The organism is Brachyspira alvinipulli ATCC 51933 (assembly GCF_000518245.1).
GTDB classification, from domain to species: Bacteria; Spirochaetota; Brachyspiria; order Brachyspirales; family Brachyspiraceae; genus Brachyspira; species Brachyspira alvinipulli.
Genome location: NZ_KI912406.1, coordinates 37,972 through 59,899, shown reverse-complemented (window position 1 = coordinate 59,899; position 21,928 = coordinate 37,972). Strand labels below are relative to the sequence as shown.

Here is a 21,928-nt window from a genome sequence, read left to right as displayed (position 1 = left end):
ATATTAACTCTTCTGTGTTTTTAGAAAGTTCATCATATTTTGAGTTTAAACTTTCTGTTTCTTTAGCTATAAGGTTTTTCTGTTCTTTTATTTGAATATCTAATTTTTTATTAGTATCTGATATTAATTCATCATATTTAGTATTATTTTCTTTTACTAAATCTTCAGCATTATTACTAAGTTCTTCATATTTTTTATTTAAATCTTCATACTTGGAATTATTCTTATCTAAAGCATCATTTGATAATTTTATAAACTCATCTTGTTTTCTATTTATTTCATCTATTACTATTTTATTATTTAAATTATTTTTATTTATTAATTCATTTGTATTTTTAACAAATTCTTCATGTTTTTTATCCAATATACTTTCATAGTCATTGATATGATTCTCTAATTTATCATAAGAAGAATTTACATTATCTATTTTATTAACAATATTTTTTTGTTCTTCTAAATAATCATTTACTTTTTTACCTATTTCTGTATTTTCTATGTTTTTACTTAATTCTTCGTATTTATTTATTAAATTTTCATTTTCTTTTACTACAATATCTTTTATGAATTTTTCTTTTTCCTCAACAGTTTCAATATCAGAAGAAATAGAATCAATATCCTTCTCCAATTTTTCTACTCTCTCAGAAATATCAATAACTTTCTTTCTAAGAGATTTATTATTTTTATCAGACAAATCCCTTTTTTCATTCATCATATCATTTGTTGCAGCCATATGAAAAATCCTTATAATTAAATTACTACTCAATTATTAATAAAGTAACTATTTTTATAATATACTAAAAATATAAAATATCAAATATTAAAAGAATAAAATATTGCTATAATTTGATTTATAATTTATATATATATAAAATAACTATTTTAAAGAGGTTTTTAAATTTGGCTAAAGTACTAGGGCAAACAACACCTTTAAAAATAATGTCTGGAATATATAAAAGCGGCAGACTCCACCATGCCTACCTTTTTTACGGAGATGAAGGAGTTGGAAAATTTGAAAGTGCTTTAAATTATGCAAAAGCTATACTTTGCGAAAGAAATAATGGTACATACTGCGATGAATGCAAATCATGCAAAATGATAGATCAATATAAGCATCCTGATGTAATAGTAGCAGGTACAGATGAAAGATTTAGAAATGCTGAGCTTTATTTTAATCAATATTTAGAATATAAACTTCCTCATTTATTTAATAATTTTTACACTTCATGCAGATCTATATTATATAAAGTAGAATCAATGCTTTTTGATAGTTATGATAACTACCCATCAAGTGAACCAAAAGAATATATGCTCGGTAATAAAAAAGAAAGTTCAAGATATGCTCTAATAGAACCATATTATTTAGCAGTAAATTACACATTAAATGAACTTACAGCAGATAATGTAGAATTTATAGACTCTATATTTAGAAATAAATCAAAAGATGCATTAAATATAGTAAAAAATAAGGGAGGAAAGAAGAAAATATCTATAGAAGGTGACTTTTTTGAAGCTTTAAAAAAGATATATTATAATATAATTCATACAGTAATTCCTCTTGATACAGTAAGAAATATTATAGAGATAACTTATAGAAAACCGAAAATATCTCATAAGAGGATTGTTATTATTGAAGGTATAGAATTAATGGATAAGAGGGCGCCTAATATATTTTTAAGAACATTAGAAGAACCTTCTGACAACAATATATTTATTCTAATAACTTCAGATACTAATAAGCTTGTACAAGATGGTATGAAACCTTTACGCTCTCGTATGATGGAACTAAAATTTTCTTTATTGTCAGAAAATACATTAAGATCTATATTAATGAAGAGATTTAGGTTAAATGAGGAAAAAACAGCCCTTGCATTGGAAAATTCTTATGGAAGTGTAGCAAAAGCTGTAAAATATATACTTGACAAAAAATCAAATACAAGCGATAATATATACAAAGTATTGTTATCTTTTATGGGTGCAATTTTTGATAATAATCCTTCTCAAATAGCTTCATTAGCAACATTGCTTAGTGAAGGAGACTATGATATAGCCGATACTATTAGAGAAATGATTAATATCTTAAAGAAATCTTTAGAAGAAAAATATTTAGAAATAGAAAATAGAAATTATGTATTTCCAAGTTCTATTTCAGATGAAAGTATTGTATGGACTATTGATGAGTTGGATTCCATTGTCAATACCCTAATTAATACAAATACTCAACCCAAAATGTTGCTTTATAAAATTTTAGGCAATATTTATATGTGGTTACACAATTATAATAAAAACTTATAGGAGTTATACATGAAAAAAATATTTCTTGTATTAAGCGTAATGATTCTAGCGTTAAGTTCAGTATACGCTCAGGATGAGGCTGCTGCAGATACTACTGCTACAGATACAACTACTACTGAACAAACAGATACAACTGAAAATCAAGAAGCAACTGAAACAGGTGATACAAATACAGTAGGAGAAATATCATCTTTTGCTCCTACTTTTACAGATTTAAAAAACACTGATGACGCTTCTCTTGATAAAGAATATAATCTTCTTCAAACTAATTTAACAAAAATAAGAGAAGATTATCTTTTCAGAATTGTTTATAAAGCTAACAAAATATTAGAACGTTATACTAATGTTAATTTCACTGACACTAATGAAATGTTCTATAATGCAGTTTATTATTATGATTTAGTTGCTAACCCTTTAGCTAATGACAAAAACGTAGATTTAGCTCTTAATGAATTAGATAAATGTTTCAGACTTTATGATGGCATTAAACCTATATATGAAGTACTTGGAAAAACTAATGAATTAGTACAAGCTGATTATGAGATAAACCTTTATGCTGGTATCTTTAACCTTTTCAAAGGAACTGCAGGTTATTATGCTAAAAGTAGATATCATTTGATGAAAGCATTACAAAATGAAGGTGCTGCTAAAAGCGATACTACTAATTTAATAATGTTAAACACATATTTAGCAGGTGTTAACTACAAATTAGCTACTATTAATCAAAATAGTGATGTTAGTAAAGTTTACTTCTTAAACGAAATGTTCAATAATCTTTGGGATTTAACTACTTTAAAAACAACTGATGAAGCAATCAAAACTGCTAAATATAAATTACTTATAACTAAATACCATAAAATATTATACACTACTTCAGACAGATTTAGAACAACTTATTCTAAATATTATGATGAATTAGGCTTCACTTATGGTAAAACTGAAGATGAGATCTTAAGCAGAGAAGTTAGACCAGTATATAGAGATTATGAGAATGAAGCTGCTGATCCAACAGCAACAACAACTGAAAATACTGATACTACTGAAACAACTACAGAAGAAACAGCTGCTAATTAATTATAATTAAAATAGAATTTTAAGGCATACCAAGTTAATTTGGTATGCCTTTATTATTAATAACTATTACTAATAAGATATAAATATTATTTAATAAACTATTGACATAATTTAAAAATAGTTTATTATTTTAACATAAAAATGAAGGAGTATAAATATGTTTGAATTAATGAAATTACCTTATGGTAAAGAAGACTTAGCACCATATATGTCTTCAAATACATTAGATTTCCATCATGGTAAACATTTAAATACTTATGTTACAACATTAAATGATTTAGTGTCAAAAGATGCATCATTACAAGGTAAAAGCATAGAGGAATTAATTGTTTTATCTCATAATAATGCTGATAAACAAGCTGTATTTAATAATGCCGGACAAGTTTATAACCATGAAGAATTCTTTAAAATGATAAAAAAAGATACAGCAATACCAGCTGAAGTAAAATCAAAAATAGAAGCAGATTTCGGTTCATTTGATGCTTTTAAAGAGGCTTTCACTACAGGAGGTAAAACTCAATTTGGTTCTGGATGGGTTTGGCTTGTAATGAACAATGGTAAATTAGAAGTTAGAAAATATGCTAATGCTATGAACCCAGTTGCTGATAAAGTACATGGTGTTTTAACTTGCGATGTTTGGGAACATGCTTATTACCTTGATTATCAAAACAGAAGACCTGATTTCTTAACTGCTTTTGTTGATCATTTAGTAAACTGGGATTATGTTGCTGAAAGAATTAAACTTGCTAAATAATTAGCTAAATACTAATTTATTTATATATTTTTTTAGGAGAATTAAAATGAAGGATTTAAAAGGTACAAAAACAGAAAAAAACTTAAATGAAGCTTTTGCTGGCGAATCTATGGCTAGAAACAAGTATACTTACTATGCTAGCGTAGCAAGAAATGAAGGCTATGAGCAAATAGCTGCTATATTCCTTGAAACAGCTGAAAATGAAAGAGAACATGCTAAAATACACTTTAAATATCTTAACGGTATAGGAGATACTCTTCAAAACTTACAAGCTGCTTGGGAAGGTGAAAATGAAGAATATGAATGCATGTACCCAAGAATGGCTAAAGAAGCTACAGAAGAAGGTTTCGATGAAATAGCTCGTTCTATGAAATTAATCGGTGATGTTGAAAGAGAACACAGAGAAAGATATGCTAAATTAAGAGAAGCTGTAAAAAGCGGAAGCGTTTTCAAAAAAGCTACTAAAGTTCAATGGAAATGCAGAAACTGTGGTTATATAGTTGAAAGCGAAGAAGCTCCTGAACTTTGCCCAGCTTGTAAACATGCTAAAAAATTCTTTGAAGTACGTGTTGAAAATTATTAATTAATTTTTATTTAAGTACAAAATAAGGGGATATTATTATTTATAATATCCCCTTATTTCTATTTTAAGCTATTAATTTATTTTCACTATACACAAATGAAGAGAATATATCAAATATTATAGGATCTACTTTCACTTCTTTATTTAAATAATCTTCTCTAATATATTCTAATACTTTTGATGAATTTGACTCATTATATTTATATACTAGATGATCAAATAAATCTGCAATCTCCAATATTTTAGAAGGAAAATATGATATACTACCCAATCTTAATACATCCTCATAATCAAAACTTACAATGTAATTAGCCTCAGAGTTATTAGCTGTATTATAATAATCTAAAAATATTCCTTTTCCATATCCAAAATATTCATTATGCATTCCAACTATTAAAGATATATTATCACCATAATTTATGAAATACTTTAAATAAGAATAACCTTTTGAAGCATAATATTCATCATCTGAATTAGGAGAATAATCAGGACTTATATTTGCTATATCATGCCAGAATGAAGCTATTGCTATTTCAATTATTTCTTTTATAAATATTTCTCTTAAACCATATTTATACACATCTTCCAATTTATTAATATCATTATTAATTTTAAACTTTTTTAACACAGATTTATAATATTTCAAATATTTATTTTTGAAATTTTGTCTTATATCAGATACTATATTATTATCTATACAATTATTATAATATCTAATAAATTTAATAACTGTAAAAAAGACTCTGTTTGTATGTGATATAATATCATTATTTAAAAGAATTGTTCTATTATATAAATCTATATCATTTTCTGATTCAATAAATATTTTAACTATATTTTTCAAAGTATAATCTATAATATGTTTAGAATTTTTAATTTCCTTGGAAAATTTAAAATCTTTTCTTTTTATGTCATTCATAGCTTTAATAAGATTAACTCTGCTTATAAAAGAAAGTTTAGTTAAAATATGCACCATAAAATCTATTTCTTTTTCTGTTATATTATCTTTTCTCAATTTTAATTCATTTATATCCCTCTCTATTGAGATAAGCAAACTATTTGTTTTTCTAACAACTATATTACCAAAAAACTCATCATTATTTATAATAGAACTTCCATATATCTCACAAAATTTGTTTGTATAATTCATAACACTTATTGTCATAGTTAACCTCCTAAAAGGATTTATTAATCATTTTGCTATTGGTAAATTTTGTTTACAATTATAGTATAATATATTTCAAAATATTTGTAAATATATTTTACTAAAAAAATTATATATCATAAATATTTTTTACAATATTTATATTTATAGAATACATTTAATACATATATAACATAAAACGATAAAGTATTGTAAGTTTATTTGACATATCTTAAAATATTAAATGATTTTCAATAAAAAAATAATAAATTATATAAAAAATATTGCAATTAAAACATTTTTACTATAAAATAGTTTATCAAATTATCTAATTCATATCTATTAAGAGGGATAAAATTATGTCTATAAAAATGAGAGAAGCATTAACATTTGATGATGTATTATTAGTTCCGCAAGAATCAGATATTCTTCCTAAAGATGTATCTTTAAAAAGAAAATTAACAAATAGAATAACATTAAATATTCCACTGATAAGTTCTCCTATGGATACTGTAACTGAATCAAAAATGGCAATAGCTATGGCATTATGCGGAGGATTAGGTGTTATACATAAAAACATGCCTTTAGAACAACAGGCTAAAGAAATAGAGGAAGTTAAAAATTTTAAAGATATAGAAAACAAAGAAAAAGCTAGTTTAGACAGTAAAGGAACTTTAATTGCTGCTGCTGCTATAGGTATATCAGATGATAGATATGAAAGAATAGAAAAACTTATAGAGGCTGGGGTTAATGCTATTGTTATAGATACAGCACATGGACACTCTCAAAATGTATTAAAGGCTATAAAAGAAATAAAAGATAAATATAAAGATGTTGATGTAATAGCTGGAAATATAGCTACTGCTGATGGAGCTAAAGCATTAATAGATGCTGGAGTTGATGCTATAAAAATAGGGATCGGTGCAGGTTCTATATGTACAACTAGAATAATAGCAGGAGTCGGAGTTCCTCAGCTTACTGCTATATATGATGCTTCTGAAATAGCTAAAAAGAATAATGTAGGTTCCATTGCTGATGGAGGAATAAAATATTCGGGAGATATAGTAAAAGCCTTAGCTATAGGTGCTGATGCTGTTATGGCAGGAGGATTATTCTCTTCTACTTATGAAGCACCTGGAGATGTTATTGTAATAGATGGTAAAAAGTATAAACCATATAGAGGCATGGGTTCTGTAGGCGCTATGATACATGGAAGCAAAGATAGATATTTCCAAAGTGAAGTTAAAGTTAAATCTAAATTTGTTCCAGAAGGCATAGAAGGTGTTACAGAATATAAAGGTCATGTTTCAGATGTTATATATCAAATAGTAGGAGGAGTACGTGCTGGAATGGGCTATATCGGTGCAAAAGATATAGAAATGCTTCAGAAAAAAGCTGAGTTTATAAGAATAACTAATCAGGGACTTGCTGAAAGCCATGTGCACGATGTTAAAATAACTTCAAAAGCTCCTAATTATTAATAATCAATGAATATATCAAAATTTTAACCAATATAACCAGTTTATATTTCACAAAGTTATAAGCAATATTATAGAACCAAGTATTATTGCTTATAACTATTATAATATCTAATCATAATTAAAAAATTAATATAAGCTATTGACAAAATTATATAATATGTTAGAATATACTAACAAATGTTAGAGTAATAAATCAATGTCAACAACTTTGTATCCCTAAATTGATACAATATATTTTATAACCTTCATTTAATTAAACTGTTTAAGGCCTCCATTAAAAGTGGGGGTCTTAATTTTTTTATAAATAAATATAGAAAATAATTTTTAAAAATATATAATAGTTTATCAATAAAAATAAATAGGAGTAAAAATTATTATGAAATCTATAGCAACAATATTATTACTTATATTATCAAACACATTCATGACATTTGCTTGGTATGGACATTTAAAATTTAGCGAAATGAAAGGTTTTTCAAAGTTATCTTTACCTATGATTATACTAATTAGCTGGGCTATAGCATTATTTGAATATTGCTTTCAAGTTCCAGCAAATAGAATAGGCTTTCAGGGAAACGGAGGACCATTTTCTCTAATGCAGTTAAAAGTTATGCAGGAAGTTATAACATTAACTATATTCACAATTTTTACAGTAGTATTTTTCAAAACAGAAACATTAAAAATAAATCATTTTATAGGTTTTCTATGTTTAATATTAGCTGTATTTTTCATTTTCAAAAAATAATAATTTAAATAAAATTAATAATATTGGTATGCTTTTTAGTATACCAATATTTAAAATTTAAAATCAGCATATTCATTACTATAAACACTTTTAGCCATTTGAATCAATGCTTTTGTGATATTATGATTTGCTAATGTACTTGAATCCGTATCTATATAATAAACTTGTCTATTTTTTACAGCATTAATATTTTTCCAAGCCTCTCTATTTAATATTTCATTTTCAGGATTTTCTATATAATTCACACTAGTAAGTATAGTATCCGGATTTTCATATATAATACTTTCCTCTGATACATTAAGCCATGAATCCCTATCTTTAAATATGTTTTCAGCACCTATTATTTCTATCATTTCATTTAAAAATACATTAGTACCAAATGAATAAAAACTTGGCAATGAAGCTATTTCAAAATATACTCTTTTTTTATTTGTTATAGAATTTGATATTAATTTTATTTTTTCTATATTTGCATTCATATTATCTGCGATATGCCTGCCCTCTTTATCTTTTTTGAATATAGAAGATATAAATAAAATATCATCTTCTATATCAGAAATACTTTTACTATATGGTATAACAATTACACATAAACCCATATTTTTTAAATTATCTAAAGACTCTTCACCAGAAAATAAACTTAATGAATTAACAAGCACAATATCTGTATTCAATGATATTATTTTTTCTGCATCTGGTGCTACTAAATCAAAAGTAATTAAATTTGTATATTTACCATTATTTTTTATTAATATATCTTTAGAATATGGATCGCAGGCTATAATTTTATCAGAAACTTGCAAATCTATTAAAATTTCTGTTATAGCAGGTGAAAGAGATACAACTTTATTTATACTCTCAGGCAATACTATATTATCGCCGTATCTATTTTTTATGCTGTCATTATTTTTTGAACATGATGATATTAAAAGGATTAATATAAGGGCAATTATATTTTTTAAATAACTTTTAATCATATAAAATTGCCCTATCAATTATTTATCTTATATTATGTCTTTTTACTCTAGCTTTTGATATATTTTGATTTCCCCATTCAAACACTATATCATTAACTCTTTGTCTTGAAAGTTCTCTTTTCATAATGTTTCTAGTAGCAGCATCTAATGTAGCTAATCTTGTAATATCAGGCTTTTCAGCAGATATTACTCTCATAATAGCTACTCCATTATCCAATTTTATAACATCGCTTATAGCATCTACTTGAAGAGTAAAAGCATTATTATAAAAAGCTTCAGTAGAAGAATCTGGTATTATAGCTCCGTTTTCCGTATTAAGTCTTCCCTGATTATATGAAAAAGCAGCAGCAGGTTTGTAATATTTTATATTTCCATTACCATCTAATGTTCCAAGATTATTAACACCTGCAGCAGCTGATTTTAATATCTCAGCTTGTTTTGTTTTCTCTGCTTCTAAAAGAGCTGGTAGATTTGCATTAAAATATTCTCTTTTTAATACATCTTGATTAATATCAGTATATTTTTCAGGAACTCTTGTTCCATTAACTAAAACCACATAATATAAACCATTAGCATATATAGGCTCTAATAAAGAATTACCTTTATTATCAGCAAATACTTTATTAGCAAAATCCTCTGAAGGCATTTCCATTCTTGTAATATAACCTAATTTATAATTATTAGTATTGACGCTCTTTTCTAAAGCATTTTTCTCAAATAATGTTATATCATCTTTCAATGTTTTATATAAATTATCAGCAACACCGCCACTTTCCAACACTATCCAAGAAATATCTGCTTGAATAAAATTTGTTTTATTATCTGTAAAATATTTTTCTAAATCAGAAGCTGGAATCTCTGAAGATTGAACTATTGAAGCAGCATCTATATAAACCATTTCAACATCTCTTTTTGTAAAGTTTTTCTTATATTCTCTTTGCACTTCAAGAGAATTTAATTTGATACTGTTGAACAACTCTGAAGAAACAGTTTGAGCTAATACACTTTCCTTTATGTCTTTTTGTATTTTAAGCTTTTCTGCCTGAGTAGTATTTTTTATAAAAGCCTCATAAGCCATTTCATTATAAACACCATTAGTATCTATGAACTGACTTTTCATAGCTTCTACTATAAAATTATCGCTTACATTTATGTTTTTTCTAGCAGTATCATACAAAAGTATTGAATAAACAGCTCTTCTAAATGCTAAATCCTCTATATAAGCATACATTTCATTATTAATTTGTATGCCTAAACTTTGATAATCACTTTCTATTTCTTTGAACGCCTTACCATAAGGGCTTGTGCTTGTATAGTAAATAGGTGTTCCATTAACAGAACCTATTGTAGGAGTTTTCTGGCTTCCTCTAGTATCTACGACTAAAAAATAAATTATTAAAAGTATAGAAACAGCGGATACACCAATCCATTGCAGTGTTTTTACTACTGGACTTTTCTTTTTTGGTACAAATTTTTTGCTAGATGACATTACATTATCCTTACATTATTTACTATTATATTATAATTGAATAATTATATAAGAAGAGTTTAAAAAATTCAAGGTGTTGTAAAATTAAATTTAGGCATTACCATACAATATGATAATGCCTAAAAGCTATAATAAATATATATTAATTATTAGTCGTCCCATTTCTGTCCCATTAATTGACCGCCTGATGATACGAATAATTCCATCATATTATTAAGTTTTATTTTGTAATTTCCCCACTCTTTTTCTACATCTATCATCATAGCTTGAGGATAAGTTCTTTTTACTGTATTAGCTACAGCTTGAGGTAATACACTCAAAGGAACTCCATTATACTCACCATCTATACTATGCCAATTTCCATTAACTAAAAAATCTATTGAAACACCATTTGATAATTTAACCTCAAATTTTCCACCATCTCTTTCAACCATCCATATTTGTGCACCAGGATATGTTCTTTGTATAAATGCTTTTGATTTTTGAGGTAATGATGATGGAGAAACTACCCAATCAGCAAAAAGGCTTGAAGTTGAAGCTATAGTTAATGTTATTAATAAAACAAATATTTTTTTAGTCATAATTAATCTCCTTTAATTTCTTAATTAGTTACTGTAAATTATCTTTACAATTATAAGTATAGCAGAAAACAAATAATTGTCAATATATTTTACATTTAATTTACTAAAAATTTACTAAAAAATGTTATTTTAATAATAAAAACTAAACAAATACTACATATTATTTTACAATTTAATTATTAAGGTAAAAATATTTTACTTTAATAGCTATTAATTTAAAAAAATATCGAATTTTTATAAAAAAAGGTATTATAGGTTTTATAATTATGAAAAAAATATTAGAAACAGAGAGACTAATTTTAAGAGAATTAGAAAAAGATAATGAAAAAGATTATAAGGGATTATGTTCTATACTTCAGGATAAAGAAACTATGTATGCTTATGAGCATGCTTTTTCTGATGAAGAGGTTTCACAATGGTTCAATAATCAAATAAACAGATATAAAACTTATGGTTTTGGTTTATGGGCATGCATATTAAAAGAAAATAATGAGTTTATAGGACAATGCGGACTTACTATGCAAAAAATAGATAAGAAAATTCATAATTCTGATGAACTCATTGAAATAGGATATCTATTCAATAAAAATTATTGGCATAAAGGATTTGCAACTGAAGCTTCTTCTGCCTGTAAAGATTATGCCTTTAATACCTTAAAAGAAAAAAGAGTTTATTCTATTATAAGAGATAATAATATATCATCTAAAAATGTTGCCATTAGAAATGGTATGCAAATAGTAGGCTATACAGTAAAGCATTATTATAATATTGATATGCCTCATTATATTTTTTGTGCTGAGAATAATAATTTATATAATTAAAATTTAAAATTATTAATCTGTTCAACCATATCTTCTATTTTTTCTCTTACTTCTTTTGCTGAACTTGCATTAGACTCTGCCAAATTACTATTTTCACCAGTTATAGAATTTAATTGTCTTACGGAAACATTTATCTGATTAATACTATCTGCTTCCAAAACAGCACGCTCTGAAATTGATGTAAGTTTAGCAAGCATATCCTCTGCCAAAGCTTCAATATCTCCAAGTATTTTAGAAGAATTGGCAACGGCTTTATTACCAGCATCTATTTTGGATAAAGCATCATTAATAGTGTTTGTAATACTTTTAGCTGTTTCATCAACATTTTGAGCTAAAGAACGTATCTCAGAAGCTACCACTGCAAATCCTTTACCTTGATCACCTGCACGTGCTGCTTCAACTGCCGCATTCAAAGCAAGTATATTAGTTTGAAAAGCAATAGATTGTATAAGTTTAGTCATGTCTGATATTTTTTTGCTTGACTCAGATATTTCATTCATACTGTTTATAATTTCAGAAGAAGATTCCACACCAATTTTAGTGGCATCAGCAACTTTTACGCTCATATCTTTAGCATCATTAGACTGAACATTTGTTTCGTCAAGGGATGCAGATAATGATTCTATTAAACTAGATAATTCTTCAAGCGAAGAGGCTTGAGTATTAGTTCTATCAGATAAATTAGTACTTCCGTCAGATACTATATCAATTTCATTATTTATAAAGTTTAATGAATCTTGCAAAGAATGTATAGAGTTTCCGATAGACTTTTGCATATCCTGTATAGAATTAACTAATACCCCTGTCTGATCAGATTTTTTAAGCAATTTATCCTCAAAAATAGCATTAAAATGTTTATTTGTCATATTTTTTATAACTGATATGGCGCGATCCAATGTATGAGATAAAGGCATAACGTTAGATACTACAAGTATAAATTGAATTCCTAAAAAACCCAATGCTACTATAAACATTATAATAGACAATGTAGTTATTTTTTTATTAAGGTTAGCTGAGCTTCCAGCTCCAACCAAAAGCCAAGGCGTATTTTCCATAGAATATAAAGCCACCCAAGAAGATTTATTTAGTCTAAAACCATAATTTCCTCCATTAAGTTTAGGAGCATTTAACTCTGTATATATATTTTTTTGATTATTGAAAATTAAGCTCTTATCTGAATGAGTGATAAACACTCCGTCGCTCTTTAATGCTATAAAAAATTTATTTTCCTCATTCGACAGCAATAATTCAGATATTTTTTTGAAAGATATATCAACACCTATAACGCCTTTAATAGCTCCATTAATGCTTATAGCCTTTGATATAGTAATTACAGTATCTTTAGTTTGAGCATCTATATATGGTTTGCTAATGTATGCAGCAGAAGGATTCTTTATAGATTCAATATACCATTCCCTAGTAGTTTGATCAAACCCTTCTAAATTATCACCATATACAATTACTAAAGTTCCTCCGTCTTTATATGGCACTGTGCCTGCATAATATATATTTTCTATCTCATCTTTTAAATCAGATAATTCTTTAAATGAACTTAACATTTGTCCATAATCTGTTTCAAATTTACAATAAGATGCTAATACTTCTATTTGCGAATAAAAATAATTAAGCCAAGAGGCAACAGATGATTCGTTCTCATACATATTTGATCTTATTTCCGAAGAAAATTCTTTTTTATATCTTGGAACAAAATACAGCATTAAAGCAATGACAAGCACTATAATAAATATAGTAAAAGGAATTAAAAATTTCAGCATCAATATATATTTTTTCTTTCTGTCATTCATAAATAATATCTCCAAATTAAAACTTCTTAAACTAGTATAATTTTTTTATTTTTTATTGTCAACTAATTTTTTATTCACAATAAATATTATTTTATTATTTATTATAAAAAAAATAAAAGAATTAACAGCAGTTGAACAACTAACACTATTTTAATTACTAACATCATTCTATTATTTATTATAAAAAATAAAAGGGAACTTAAATTAATAAGTTCCCTCAAATATAATATATATTATTTTTTAATTTTTAATTTCAAGCAAATCATCGCCAGCATTTACAGAAACTGCATCAGAAGTAGAAATTTCTGCATAATCATCAGAATTAGTTACTATTACAGGTGTAACAACAGGATATCCTGCTTTTTTAATACCTTCAATATTAAATTCTAATAATAAATCGCCTTTTTTAACCTTTTGTCCTTCTTCTATATGAGAAGTGAAATGCTCGCCGTTTAATTTTACTGTATCCATACCAATATGTATAAGCAATTCAACTCCTTTATCAGAAGTTAATCCTATAGCATGTTTTGTTGGGAAAGCAGTTTCTATTATACCGTCATAAGGGGCATAAACTTTACCTTCAATAGGATCAATAGCTATACCCTTACCCATAGCACCGCTTGAAAATGCTTCGTCTTCAACACTTTCTAATTTTACTATATTTCCTTTTATAGGAGCATATACTTTATCTACTAAAGAAAAAGAATCTGCTTTTTTAGCTTCCTCTTTAACTTCTTCTTTTTTCTCTTCTGTTTTTACTGGTTCAGCAGAAGCAGCCTCTGGTTCATTATCGCTTATAGGATCATGTAAATAATCCTCTAATCTTGATTTTATAACAGTAACTTTAGGTCCGTATATAACCTGTATACCATTACCCTTCTTAATTATACCAGCAGCACCGCTAGCTTTTAATGTAGCATCAACAACTTTAGATGGATCGAATACTGTAACACGAAGTCTTGTAGCACAGCAGTCAACATCGCTTATGTTTTTCTTTCCGCCAAGTCCAGAAGTTATTAATGGAGCTTCTTCGTATTTGAATAAAGGATTAGCATCAACATTTTCTCCGCTTGCAGCAGCTTTTGCAGCAACAACGTCTGCTCTTCTATATAATTTTGGTTCTTCACTGTCTGGTTCTCTACCAGGAGTTTTCCAGTCAAATTTCTTGATCAAAGTTGAGAATAAGAAATAATAAATGAAGAAATAAGGTATACCAACTATTACTATCCATATCCAATTAGTTTTAGCATTTCCTTGTAGTACACCGAATAATAACAAGTCTATTAAACCGCCTGAGAATGTCATACCTACTGTAACATGGAATATATGCATAAGCATGAAAGATATACCAGCAAGTACACAGTGAATAGCATAGAATATTGGAGCAACGAATATAAATGTAAACTCTATAGGCTCAGTAATACCTGTAATCATTGCAGTTAATGCTGCTGAGAAAAGCAAAGCACCTACTACTTGTTTTTTCTCTTTTCTTGAAGTTTTGTACATAGCTAAAGCTGCACCTGGAAGACCGAATATCATGAATGGGAATTTACCAGTCATAAATCTTGTAGCTTCAACACTGAATGATGTTGTATTAGGAGAACCTAATTGAGCAAAGAATATATTCTGAGCACCTTCTACTAATGTACCGTCTATCATCATAGTACCGCCAAGAGATGTCTGCCATAATGGAGTATAGAATACATGGTGCAAACCGAATGGTATCAATGCTCTTTCTATAATACCATAAAATAAAGTACCAACATAACCAGAACCAGCTATTAAGTCGCCTAATTTATTCATAAGAAGCTGTATAGGAGGCCATACATAATACATTAATATACCAACAATTAAGAATACTATTGAAGATATTATAGGTATAAATCTTGTACCGCCGAAGAATGATAATACTTGAGGAAGCTCTATAGTATAATATCTGTTATGTAATGCAGCTACACCAAGTCCTACTATAATACCGCCGAATACACCCATTTGAAGTGATAATATACCTACAACATTTGCAGTAGAACCAGCTAATAATTTATCAGCTCCGCCCATAACTGTTATCATTTTACCTATAGATGCATGCATTACGAAAAATGCTATAGCTCCTGATAAAGCAGCAACTTCTTTTTCTTTCTTAGCCATACCTATAGCAACACTCATAGCAAATATAATAGGCAAATTACCAAATATAATATTACCAGCCTCACTTAAAACTGACAATATATTATAAGCAATAGTACCAGGACCCAAAATGCCCATTAAATTATATGTTTCAAGCATTGTAGTATTAGTAAAAGAACTACCAATACCTAAGAACAAACCTGCTACAGGAAGTACTGCTATAGGCAGCATGAATGATCTACCTACTCTTTGCAGTACTCCGAAAATTTTATCTTTCATATAAAGAACTCCAGATTTTTAGAATATGTCTTTTGATATTATAAAATTAAAGATATTATGTATACTAATATCACATATATAATATCAAACCTTATATTAAGTATAATAAATTTTTTTATAATTGTATATATTTTTTTTAATACTAATTTTTATACTATGATAATTTATATAAATTTGATATAAAATTATTATAATTTTTTTGATATTGATACAAATTATAATTAAAAATTGATTTATTTTTATTTGCATATAACTTTTAAAATAAAGTTGGTGCCTCTTCATATACTTTATTTTTATATCTATTATAAACACTGTCTTCTGTGTTAAGCTCTTCTTTAGTTTTGTATGTTATATTGTATTTCTCTTCTAAGGCATTTATTTTTAAATATAATTTTTCTTTGTATTCATCTTTAAGAATGCCATCAGAACCATAAATATATAGATACTTTTTATAATGCTCTGGAAATGCTTGCCTTATGAAATTGAGGTATATTTTTCTGCATTCGCCTCTAAGTTTTAATGCATCAGTAGCGCAGTAGTCTATGCCGTACTCTTTTACTTTTTGAAAAATATCTTCTATACTGTCTTCGGTTATAAAAGGCATAACAGGCATAGTATGAACTGCAACTATTGCTTTTGTTTTTTTAAACTCTCTAAGCATATCAAATCTTTTTTGAGGGCTTATTACATTAGGCTCTATTAAAGAAGATAACTTTTCATCTAATGTTGTTATAGTTGATGCTATTCTTACAGGCACTATTCTTGAAAGCTCATCTATTAAATCAAAGTCTCTTAATATCAAATCACTTTTTGTAGATATACACATTGGAGTTTTATATCTTATAAGAAGTTTTAAAACATCTCTCATAAGTTTATAATCTTTTTCAGCCTCCTGATAATTATCAGTAACGCTTCCAAGATTAATAATATCTCTATTCCAATTTCTTGATGATAATTCTTTTTCTAATACTTCAGCAATATTTTTCTTTACAAATATTTCTCCAAAAAAATCTCTTGAATTAATATACTTATGAGAATACACAGCAAAACAATAATAGCATTTATGCAGACATCCTCTGTAAATATTTAAATCATAACAGAATCCGTATTCATTATCTATTTTATTTAAAGCCGATTTGCAGTTGATTTCTCTATATTTAAGCATTTTATTTTATCTCTTTTTATTTTTTACTCTGTATCAAAATATTGTATTTATAATAATACTGTATATTAATATTTTGTCAACTTGTTATTTATTTAATTTATAAAAATAAATATATGTTTATATTGAAATATAAATTTTTTGACAAATTCTGACATTTCAATGATTTATAATAAATGGTAGAATATAATTTAATGTAAATGAAGAGGTGTTTATGATAGAGCTTAAAGGAAAATACAATAAAGACTGCAAAATTTTCACTGATAATATTGATGAAGAATCTTATTCTGTATTGTATAAAATATTAAATGAGAAAGCCAGTGAAGATGTAAAGATAAGAATAATGCCAGATACTCATTTGGGCAAAGGAATAGTTGTAGGTTTTACAATGCCTCTTACAGATAGAGTAAATCCTTTTCATATAGGCGTTGATATAGGTTGCGGAATGCTTACATCAAAATTGGATGACAATATAAAAAATATTCCATTAGAAAAAATAGATAAAACTATAAAACAGAATATTCCTATGGGACAGAAGACTCATAAAAAAAGTTTTAATACACTTTTTAATTTTAAAGAACTTAATGAACTTATAAGAAATTTTATAATTAATTATAATAAAAAATTTAATACCAAATTTGAAGTTTTTGAAATAGATAATGAATATATAGAAAATCTATGCAAAAGAGTAGAAATAGATTTAGAGAAATTCCATAACTCCATAGGAACGCTTGGAGGAGGAAATCATTTTATAGAAATAGGTAAATCCTCAAATAATGATTATTATATCACTATACATTCAGGATCAAGGAATTTCGGTAATCAGGTTTGCAGATATCATGCCAAAATAGCTAAAAATAGCGAAGACTGTTATTTACAAGACAAAGAAATGTTTGATTATTTAATTGATATGGTAATAGCACAATACTATGCAAAAATAAACAGAGAAACTATTTTAAAAATTATAAAAGATTTATTAAATATAGAAATAGAAGACACTTTTTCATCTGTGCATAATTTTATTGATTTTGAAGATTTTATTATAAGAAAAGGTGCCATAAGAAGTTATGAAGGCGAAAAAATGATAATACCTTTTAACATGCGTGATGGTATATTAATATGCGAAGGAAAAAGCAATGAAGATTGGAACTGTTCTGCACCTCATGGAGCAGGAAGAGTTTTATCAAGGGCACAGGCAAAAAATCAATTAGATATGAAAGAATTTATAGATTCTATGAAAGGAATTTATTCAAGCAGTGTATGCAAAAATACTTTAGATGAATCACCTATGGCTTATAAAAATCCTAAAGATATAGAAAAATTAATAGAACCTACTGTAAAAGTTGTAGATAGATTAAAACCTATATTAAATATAAAAGCTACTTCATAAAAAATTGTTTAACTATTTATAATAAAAGCTTGGGCGGGTGCCGAAATTTCTAAGTATGTCATCAATATAATTAAAGTTAAATTTTTTGATAAAGTGATAAATAATAAAGGGCGGGGTATGTTAATTAATTTTTAAAACTTATTTTCACTCCCCACCCTCTAGGCTTTCTATTAACACAGGTATTTTTATATTATTTTTCTTTTTAACTTTACACTGTTATTTCTGCCGCCCACCCTAGAGTTATTTAAATTTATTGCACGAAGAATTTTATTTATAAAAAATATAATGAATTGATAAATAAAAGCTAATTTATCGTGCGTTATTTATAATTTTTTATTAACAATTAAGATAAAAATAACTAATCTAATTTAGAAGTTCTCTTAATTTTTTTATGTCCTCAGTATTTTCGTACGGATCTTCTTCATCAACATGATCCAAAATATCAGTAGTTAAACCCAATGTATTAACTAAATATTCAAATACTTCTATATTTCCATACAAATAAGCTATATCAAGTCCATTCTCATCACGGCTAGATATAGAATCAACTAAATCAGAGTCAAAATCTACAATCATTTTTATTACATCAACATTTCCAAAACCGCAAGCAAGTAAAAATACATTTCGTTCATATTCATCTTGAATAATATTAGGATCAGCGCCATTATCAAGCAAATATTTCATTATACCTAAATCTCTATAAAATACTGCAAACATTAAAGGAGTAGCTCCATCAAGATAATAATCATTATTAAGAAGCTCACTATATTTTTTGCCGCCGCTGTAAGTTTGATTAATATCTTCACCTTCTTCTATTAATTCAATCACTCTTTTTAAACTATGATTTTCTATAGCTTCAAATATATCATAATCTTTGCTGTATTTTCCTTCTTCTCTGTTGCCGTAAGAAAAATCAGTATTAACATTAACATATTTACCCTGAACCTTTACAGCATTAGTATAAATATTATTATCTGCATTATCAGTATTACTTATAATATCCTCTTCTTTTTTACTGCAAGAAACAATAAAAGTAATCATTAAAACAAAAGAAATTAATAACATTTTTTTCATATATACCGCCATATAGTAATTAATAATTTAATATATTATACTATAAAAACAAATTATTTTATATAAATAATTTAAAAAATCTCGCTTTAAATCTCTATTCATTGATAGACACTCAGAATTTTTATAAAATCATTCAATAATCTAAAGAATTTAAAATAAAAAATACCATTCACAAAATGAATATATGAATGGTATTTCATTATATATAAATATAAGTTTATCTAATATTATTCTGCCCCTAATTCTTTTAACTTTTCTATTGCTTCATCTTCATTGGCATAATATAAAACTCCGTCTCCATCCTCATCAGTGCTGTTTATATCTATTCCTAAATCATTTACCAAATACTCAAATACTTCAACATTATCATTTAAAGCAGCCATGAGAAGACCGTTTGCATCATAAGGATTTTTTGAATTAACCAAATCAGAATCTGCCTGCACAAGCATTCTTATTACATCAACATTTCCAGTACCGCATGCCCATAAAAAAGAATTCCATCCGTCATCATCAGTAACATAAGGATCAGCTCCATTATCAAGTAAATATTTCATTATACCCAAATCTCTATAAAATACAGCAAATATCAAAGGTGTAGCACCATTTATTGCATAACTATCATCCATAAATTCACTATATAAACTATCTCCAAAGTAAGTTTCATCTATATCTTCACCTTCTTCTATTAATTCCTGCACTCTCTTTAAACTATGATTTTGTATAGCCTCAAATATATCATAGTCTTCGCTGTATTCTCCTTCTTCTCTGTTACCATAAGAAAAAGCAGAATTCATACTAACATATTTACCCTGAATCTTTACAACATTAGTGTATGTTGCATGATATATATTTTCTGGAGAACTCACATATGAAGTATTTCCTGCTATATTTACACTTGCTTCCTCTTTCTTTTTACATGAAATAATTGAAATAATTAGTAGTAAAGAAATCAATAATGTACTTTTTGAAACATTTATTCTTTTCATAAACACCGCCGTATAATAATTAATAATTTACGAAGTATTATACTATAAAAACAAATTATTTTCTATTGTTGTTAATAAAAATTGTTCGCTAATTGAGTCTAGCAAGGACTCTGTCCGCCTTCGGCGAATTTGCTAGACGCTCACAATTTATTATTTGTTGTTGCTAATAAAAATTGATTTATCAAATAATTAAAAAATCTCGCTTTAAAGCTCTAGCACGCCTTTGGCGATTGCTAGACGCTCAATTTTTTAATTTATTAATCTTAAAAATATATGAAATGCTCACAATCCATTATTTGTTATTGCTAATAAAAATTGTTCGCTAATTGAGTCTAGAAAATGACTCTATCTGCTAAATGCATCATTTTTATAAAATTATTCTTCGGCACCTAATTCTCTTAACTTTTCTAATGCTTCATCTTCATTGGCAGCATAATATAAAACACCGTTGTCGTCCTCATCAGTGCTGTTTATATCAATACCTAAATCATTTACTAAATATTCAAATACTTCAACATTATTATATAAAATAGCAGTATGAAGTCCGTTTCTACTATGAATAAGAGAATTAACTAAATCAGGATCTGCCTCTACAATCATTTTTATTACATCAACATTTCCAACACCGCAAGCCCATAAAAAAGAATTCAATCCATTATCATCTTCAATATGAGGATCAGCACCATTATCAAGCAAATATTTCATTATACCTAAATCCCTATAAAATATAGCAAACATTAAAAGAGTAGCTCCGCCAAGATAATAATCATCATTGAAAAACTCGCTATATTTTCTATCCCCACTATAAGTTTGATCTATATGTACGCATTCTTCTATTAATTCAATCACTCTCTTTAAGCTATGATTTTGTATAGCCTCAAATATATCATACTCCTCACTGTATTATCCTTCCTCTCTATCAGCATAAAAAAAAGAAGAATTCATGCTAACAAATTTACCCTGAATCTTTACAACATTACTATAGGTTTTATGATATATATTATTTGAATCACTTACATACAGAGAATTATTACTTATACTAGCCTCTTCTTTTTTACCGCAAGAAACAATAAAAGTAATCATTAAAACAAAAGAAATTAATAACAAATTTTTCATATACCGCCTCATAGTAATTAATAATTTGAGGTATTATACTATAAAAAT

At 26.8% G+C, this 21,928-nt stretch carries 17 protein-coding genes and 2 pseudogenes; 8 read left to right on the top strand and 11 right to left on the bottom strand.

From position 1 onward, the window contains the following. A pseudogene (locus T324_RS18170) lies at positions 1-730 on the bottom strand (hypothetical protein); the annotation flags it as partial. A 167-nt stretch (positions 731-897) separates the two neighbouring features. Here T324_RS18170 and T324_RS0113430 point away from each other — a divergent pair. From T324_RS0113430 to rbr, 4 genes are all read left to right on the top strand, one after another. Further along, on the top strand, positions 898-2,292 hold the full coding sequence (locus T324_RS0113430; RefSeq protein WP_028330734.1) for a DNA polymerase III subunit delta': 1,395 nt from the start codon (positions 898-900) through the stop codon (positions 2,290-2,292). Between the two features lie 9 nt (positions 2,293-2,301). After that, on the top strand, positions 2,302-3,366 hold the full coding sequence (locus T324_RS0113425; protein ID WP_028330733.1) for a hypothetical protein: 1,065 nt from the start codon (positions 2,302-2,304) through the stop codon (positions 3,364-3,366). 157 nt (positions 3,367-3,523) lie between these two features. After that, positions 3,524-4,120, top strand: coding sequence for a superoxide dismutase (locus T324_RS0113420; RefSeq protein ID WP_028330732.1), 597 nt, complete (start codon positions 3,524-3,526; stop codon positions 4,118-4,120). Positions 4,121-4,166: 46 nt separating this feature from the next. After that, positions 4,167-4,703 carry a rubrerythrin gene (gene rbr, locus T324_RS0113415; protein ID WP_028330731.1) on the top strand — a complete coding sequence of 179 codons (537 nt, stop codon included), beginning with the start codon at positions 4,167-4,169 and terminating at the stop codon, positions 4,701-4,703. 64 nt (positions 4,704-4,767) lie between these two features. Here the strand turns inward: rbr and T324_RS0113410 are convergent, their stop codons facing one another. After that, positions 4,768-5,868: a hypothetical protein gene (locus T324_RS0113410; protein ID WP_028330730.1), complete on the bottom strand. Its 1,101-nt coding sequence runs from the start codon at positions 5,866-5,868 to the stop codon at positions 4,768-4,770. A gap of 338 nt (positions 5,869-6,206) precedes the next feature. Here T324_RS0113410 and guaB point away from each other — a divergent pair, with 338 nt between their 5' ends. Further along, the gene (gene guaB, locus T324_RS0113405; RefSeq protein WP_028330729.1) at positions 6,207-7,328 is read left to right on the top strand and encodes an IMP dehydrogenase; all 1,122 of its coding nucleotides are present in this window, start codon (positions 6,207-6,209) and stop codon (positions 7,326-7,328) included. Positions 7,329-7,704: 376 nt separating this feature from the next. Beyond that, a complete protein-coding gene (locus tag T324_RS0113400; protein ID WP_028330728.1) occupies positions 7,705-8,073 on the top strand; it encodes a DMT family protein in 369 nt (122 codons plus the stop codon). Between the two features lie 50 nt (positions 8,074-8,123). On the opposite strand, the gene T324_RS0113395 is transcribed toward T324_RS0113400, so the two are convergent. From T324_RS0113395 to T324_RS0113385, 3 genes are all read right to left on the bottom strand, one after another. Beyond that, positions 8,124-9,050, bottom strand: a complete 927-nt coding sequence (locus T324_RS0113395; protein ID WP_028330727.1) for an ABC transporter substrate-binding protein — start codon at positions 9,048-9,050, stop codon at positions 8,124-8,126. 22 nt (positions 9,051-9,072) lie between these two features. After that, positions 9,073-10,539: a SurA N-terminal domain-containing protein gene (locus T324_RS0113390; protein ID WP_028330726.1), complete on the bottom strand. Its 1,467-nt coding sequence runs from the start codon at positions 10,537-10,539 to the stop codon at positions 9,073-9,075. 149 nt (positions 10,540-10,688) lie between these two features. Beyond that, positions 10,689-11,120: a PepSY-like domain-containing protein gene (locus tag T324_RS0113385; RefSeq protein WP_028330725.1), complete on the bottom strand. Its 432-nt coding sequence runs from the start codon at positions 11,118-11,120 to the stop codon at positions 10,689-10,691. 266 nt (positions 11,121-11,386) lie between these two features. Between T324_RS0113385 and T324_RS0113380 the strand changes: the two genes are divergently transcribed. Continuing rightward, the gene (locus T324_RS0113380) at positions 11,387-11,941 is read left to right on the top strand and encodes a GNAT family N-acetyltransferase (protein ID WP_038375293.1); all 555 of its coding nucleotides are present in this window, start codon (positions 11,387-11,389) and stop codon (positions 11,939-11,941) included. On the opposite strand, the gene T324_RS0113375 is transcribed toward T324_RS0113380, so the two are convergent. From T324_RS0113375 to T324_RS0113365, 3 genes are all read right to left on the bottom strand, one after another. Further along, a complete protein-coding gene (locus T324_RS0113375; protein WP_028330723.1) occupies positions 11,938-13,746 on the bottom strand; it encodes a methyl-accepting chemotaxis protein in 1,809 nt (602 codons plus the stop codon). The two genes, T324_RS0113380 and T324_RS0113375, sit on opposite strands and share 4 nt — an antisense overlap. 240 nt (positions 13,747-13,986) lie before the next feature. Further along, entirely contained in the window at positions 13,987-16,152 is a 2,166-nt protein-coding gene (locus tag T324_RS0113370; protein ID WP_028330722.1) for a PTS sugar transporter subunit IIABC, read from the bottom strand. Positions 16,153-16,408: 256 nt separating this feature from the next. Continuing rightward, on the bottom strand, positions 16,409-17,317 hold the full coding sequence (locus T324_RS0113365; protein WP_028330721.1) for an SPL family radical SAM protein: 909 nt from the start codon (positions 17,315-17,317) through the stop codon (positions 16,409-16,411). A 211-nt stretch (positions 17,318-17,528) separates the two neighbouring features. On the opposite strand from T324_RS0113365, the gene T324_RS0113360 reads away from it, so the two are divergent. Next, positions 17,529-18,704 (top strand): RNA-splicing ligase RtcB, encoded by a 1,176-nt coding sequence (locus T324_RS0113360; protein WP_028330720.1) that lies wholly within the window; start codon positions 17,529-17,531, stop codon positions 18,702-18,704. Between the two features lie 363 nt (positions 18,705-19,067). On the opposite strand, the gene T324_RS0113355 is transcribed toward T324_RS0113360, so the two are convergent. The 3 genes and pseudogenes from T324_RS0113355 to T324_RS17395 form a co-directional block, all read right to left on the bottom strand. Continuing rightward, the gene (locus T324_RS0113355) at positions 19,068-19,778 is read right to left on the bottom strand and encodes an ankyrin repeat domain-containing protein (protein ID WP_028330719.1); all 711 of its coding nucleotides are present in this window, start codon (positions 19,776-19,778) and stop codon (positions 19,068-19,070) included. Positions 19,779-20,005: 227 nt separating this feature from the next. After that, positions 20,006-20,764 (bottom strand): ankyrin repeat domain-containing protein, encoded by a 759-nt coding sequence (locus T324_RS0113350; RefSeq protein WP_028330718.1) that lies wholly within the window; start codon positions 20,762-20,764, stop codon positions 20,006-20,008. Between the two features lie 375 nt (positions 20,765-21,139). After that, positions 21,140-21,880: pseudogene (locus T324_RS17395) on the bottom strand (ankyrin repeat domain-containing protein). Positions 21,881-21,928: the final 48 nt, after the last annotated feature.

Bases quoted from the DNA above. Each gene is read 5' to 3' on its own strand.
- T324_RS0113425 (WP_028330733.1), top strand. From the start codon at position 2,302: ATGAAAAAAATATTTCTTGTATTAAGCGTAATGATTCTAGCGTTAAGT.
- T324_RS0113420 (WP_028330732.1), top strand. From the start codon at position 3,524: ATGTTTGAATTAATGAAATTACCTTATGGTAAAGAAGACTTAGCACCA.
- rbr (WP_028330731.1), top strand. From the start codon at position 4,167: ATGAAGGATTTAAAAGGTACAAAAACAGAAAAAAACTTAAATGAAGCT.
- T324_RS0113410 (WP_028330730.1), bottom strand. From the start codon at position 5,868: ATGACAATAAGTGTTATGAATTATACAAACAAATTTTGTGAGATATAT.
- guaB (WP_028330729.1), top strand. From the start codon at position 6,207: ATGTCTATAAAAATGAGAGAAGCATTAACATTTGATGATGTATTATTA.
- T324_RS0113400 (WP_028330728.1), top strand. From the start codon at position 7,705: ATGAAATCTATAGCAACAATATTATTACTTATATTATCAAACACATTC.
- T324_RS0113395 (WP_028330727.1), bottom strand. From the start codon at position 9,050: ATGATTAAAAGTTATTTAAAAAATATAATTGCCCTTATATTAATCCTT.
- T324_RS0113390 (WP_028330726.1), bottom strand. From the start codon at position 10,539: ATGTCATCTAGCAAAAAATTTGTACCAAAAAAGAAAAGTCCAGTAGTA.
- T324_RS0113385 (WP_028330725.1), bottom strand. From the start codon at position 11,120: ATGACTAAAAAAATATTTGTTTTATTAATAACATTAACTATAGCTTCA.
- T324_RS0113380 (WP_038375293.1), top strand. From the start codon at position 11,387: ATGAAAAAAATATTAGAAACAGAGAGACTAATTTTAAGAGAATTAGAA.
- T324_RS0113375 (WP_028330723.1), bottom strand. From the start codon at position 13,746: ATGAATGACAGAAAGAAAAAATATATATTGATGCTGAAATTTTTAATT.
- T324_RS0113370 (WP_028330722.1), bottom strand. From the start codon at position 16,152: ATGAAAGATAAAATTTTCGGAGTACTGCAAAGAGTAGGTAGATCATTC.
- T324_RS0113365 (WP_028330721.1), bottom strand. From the start codon at position 17,317: ATGCTTAAATATAGAGAAATCAACTGCAAATCGGCTTTAAATAAAATA.
- T324_RS0113360 (WP_028330720.1), top strand. From the start codon at position 17,529: ATGATAGAGCTTAAAGGAAAATACAATAAAGACTGCAAAATTTTCACT.
- T324_RS0113355 (WP_028330719.1), bottom strand. From the start codon at position 19,778: ATGAAAAAAATGTTATTAATTTCTTTTGTTTTAATGATTACTTTTATT.
- T324_RS0113350 (WP_028330718.1), bottom strand. From the start codon at position 20,764: ATGAAAAGAATAAATGTTTCAAAAAGTACATTATTGATTTCTTTACTA.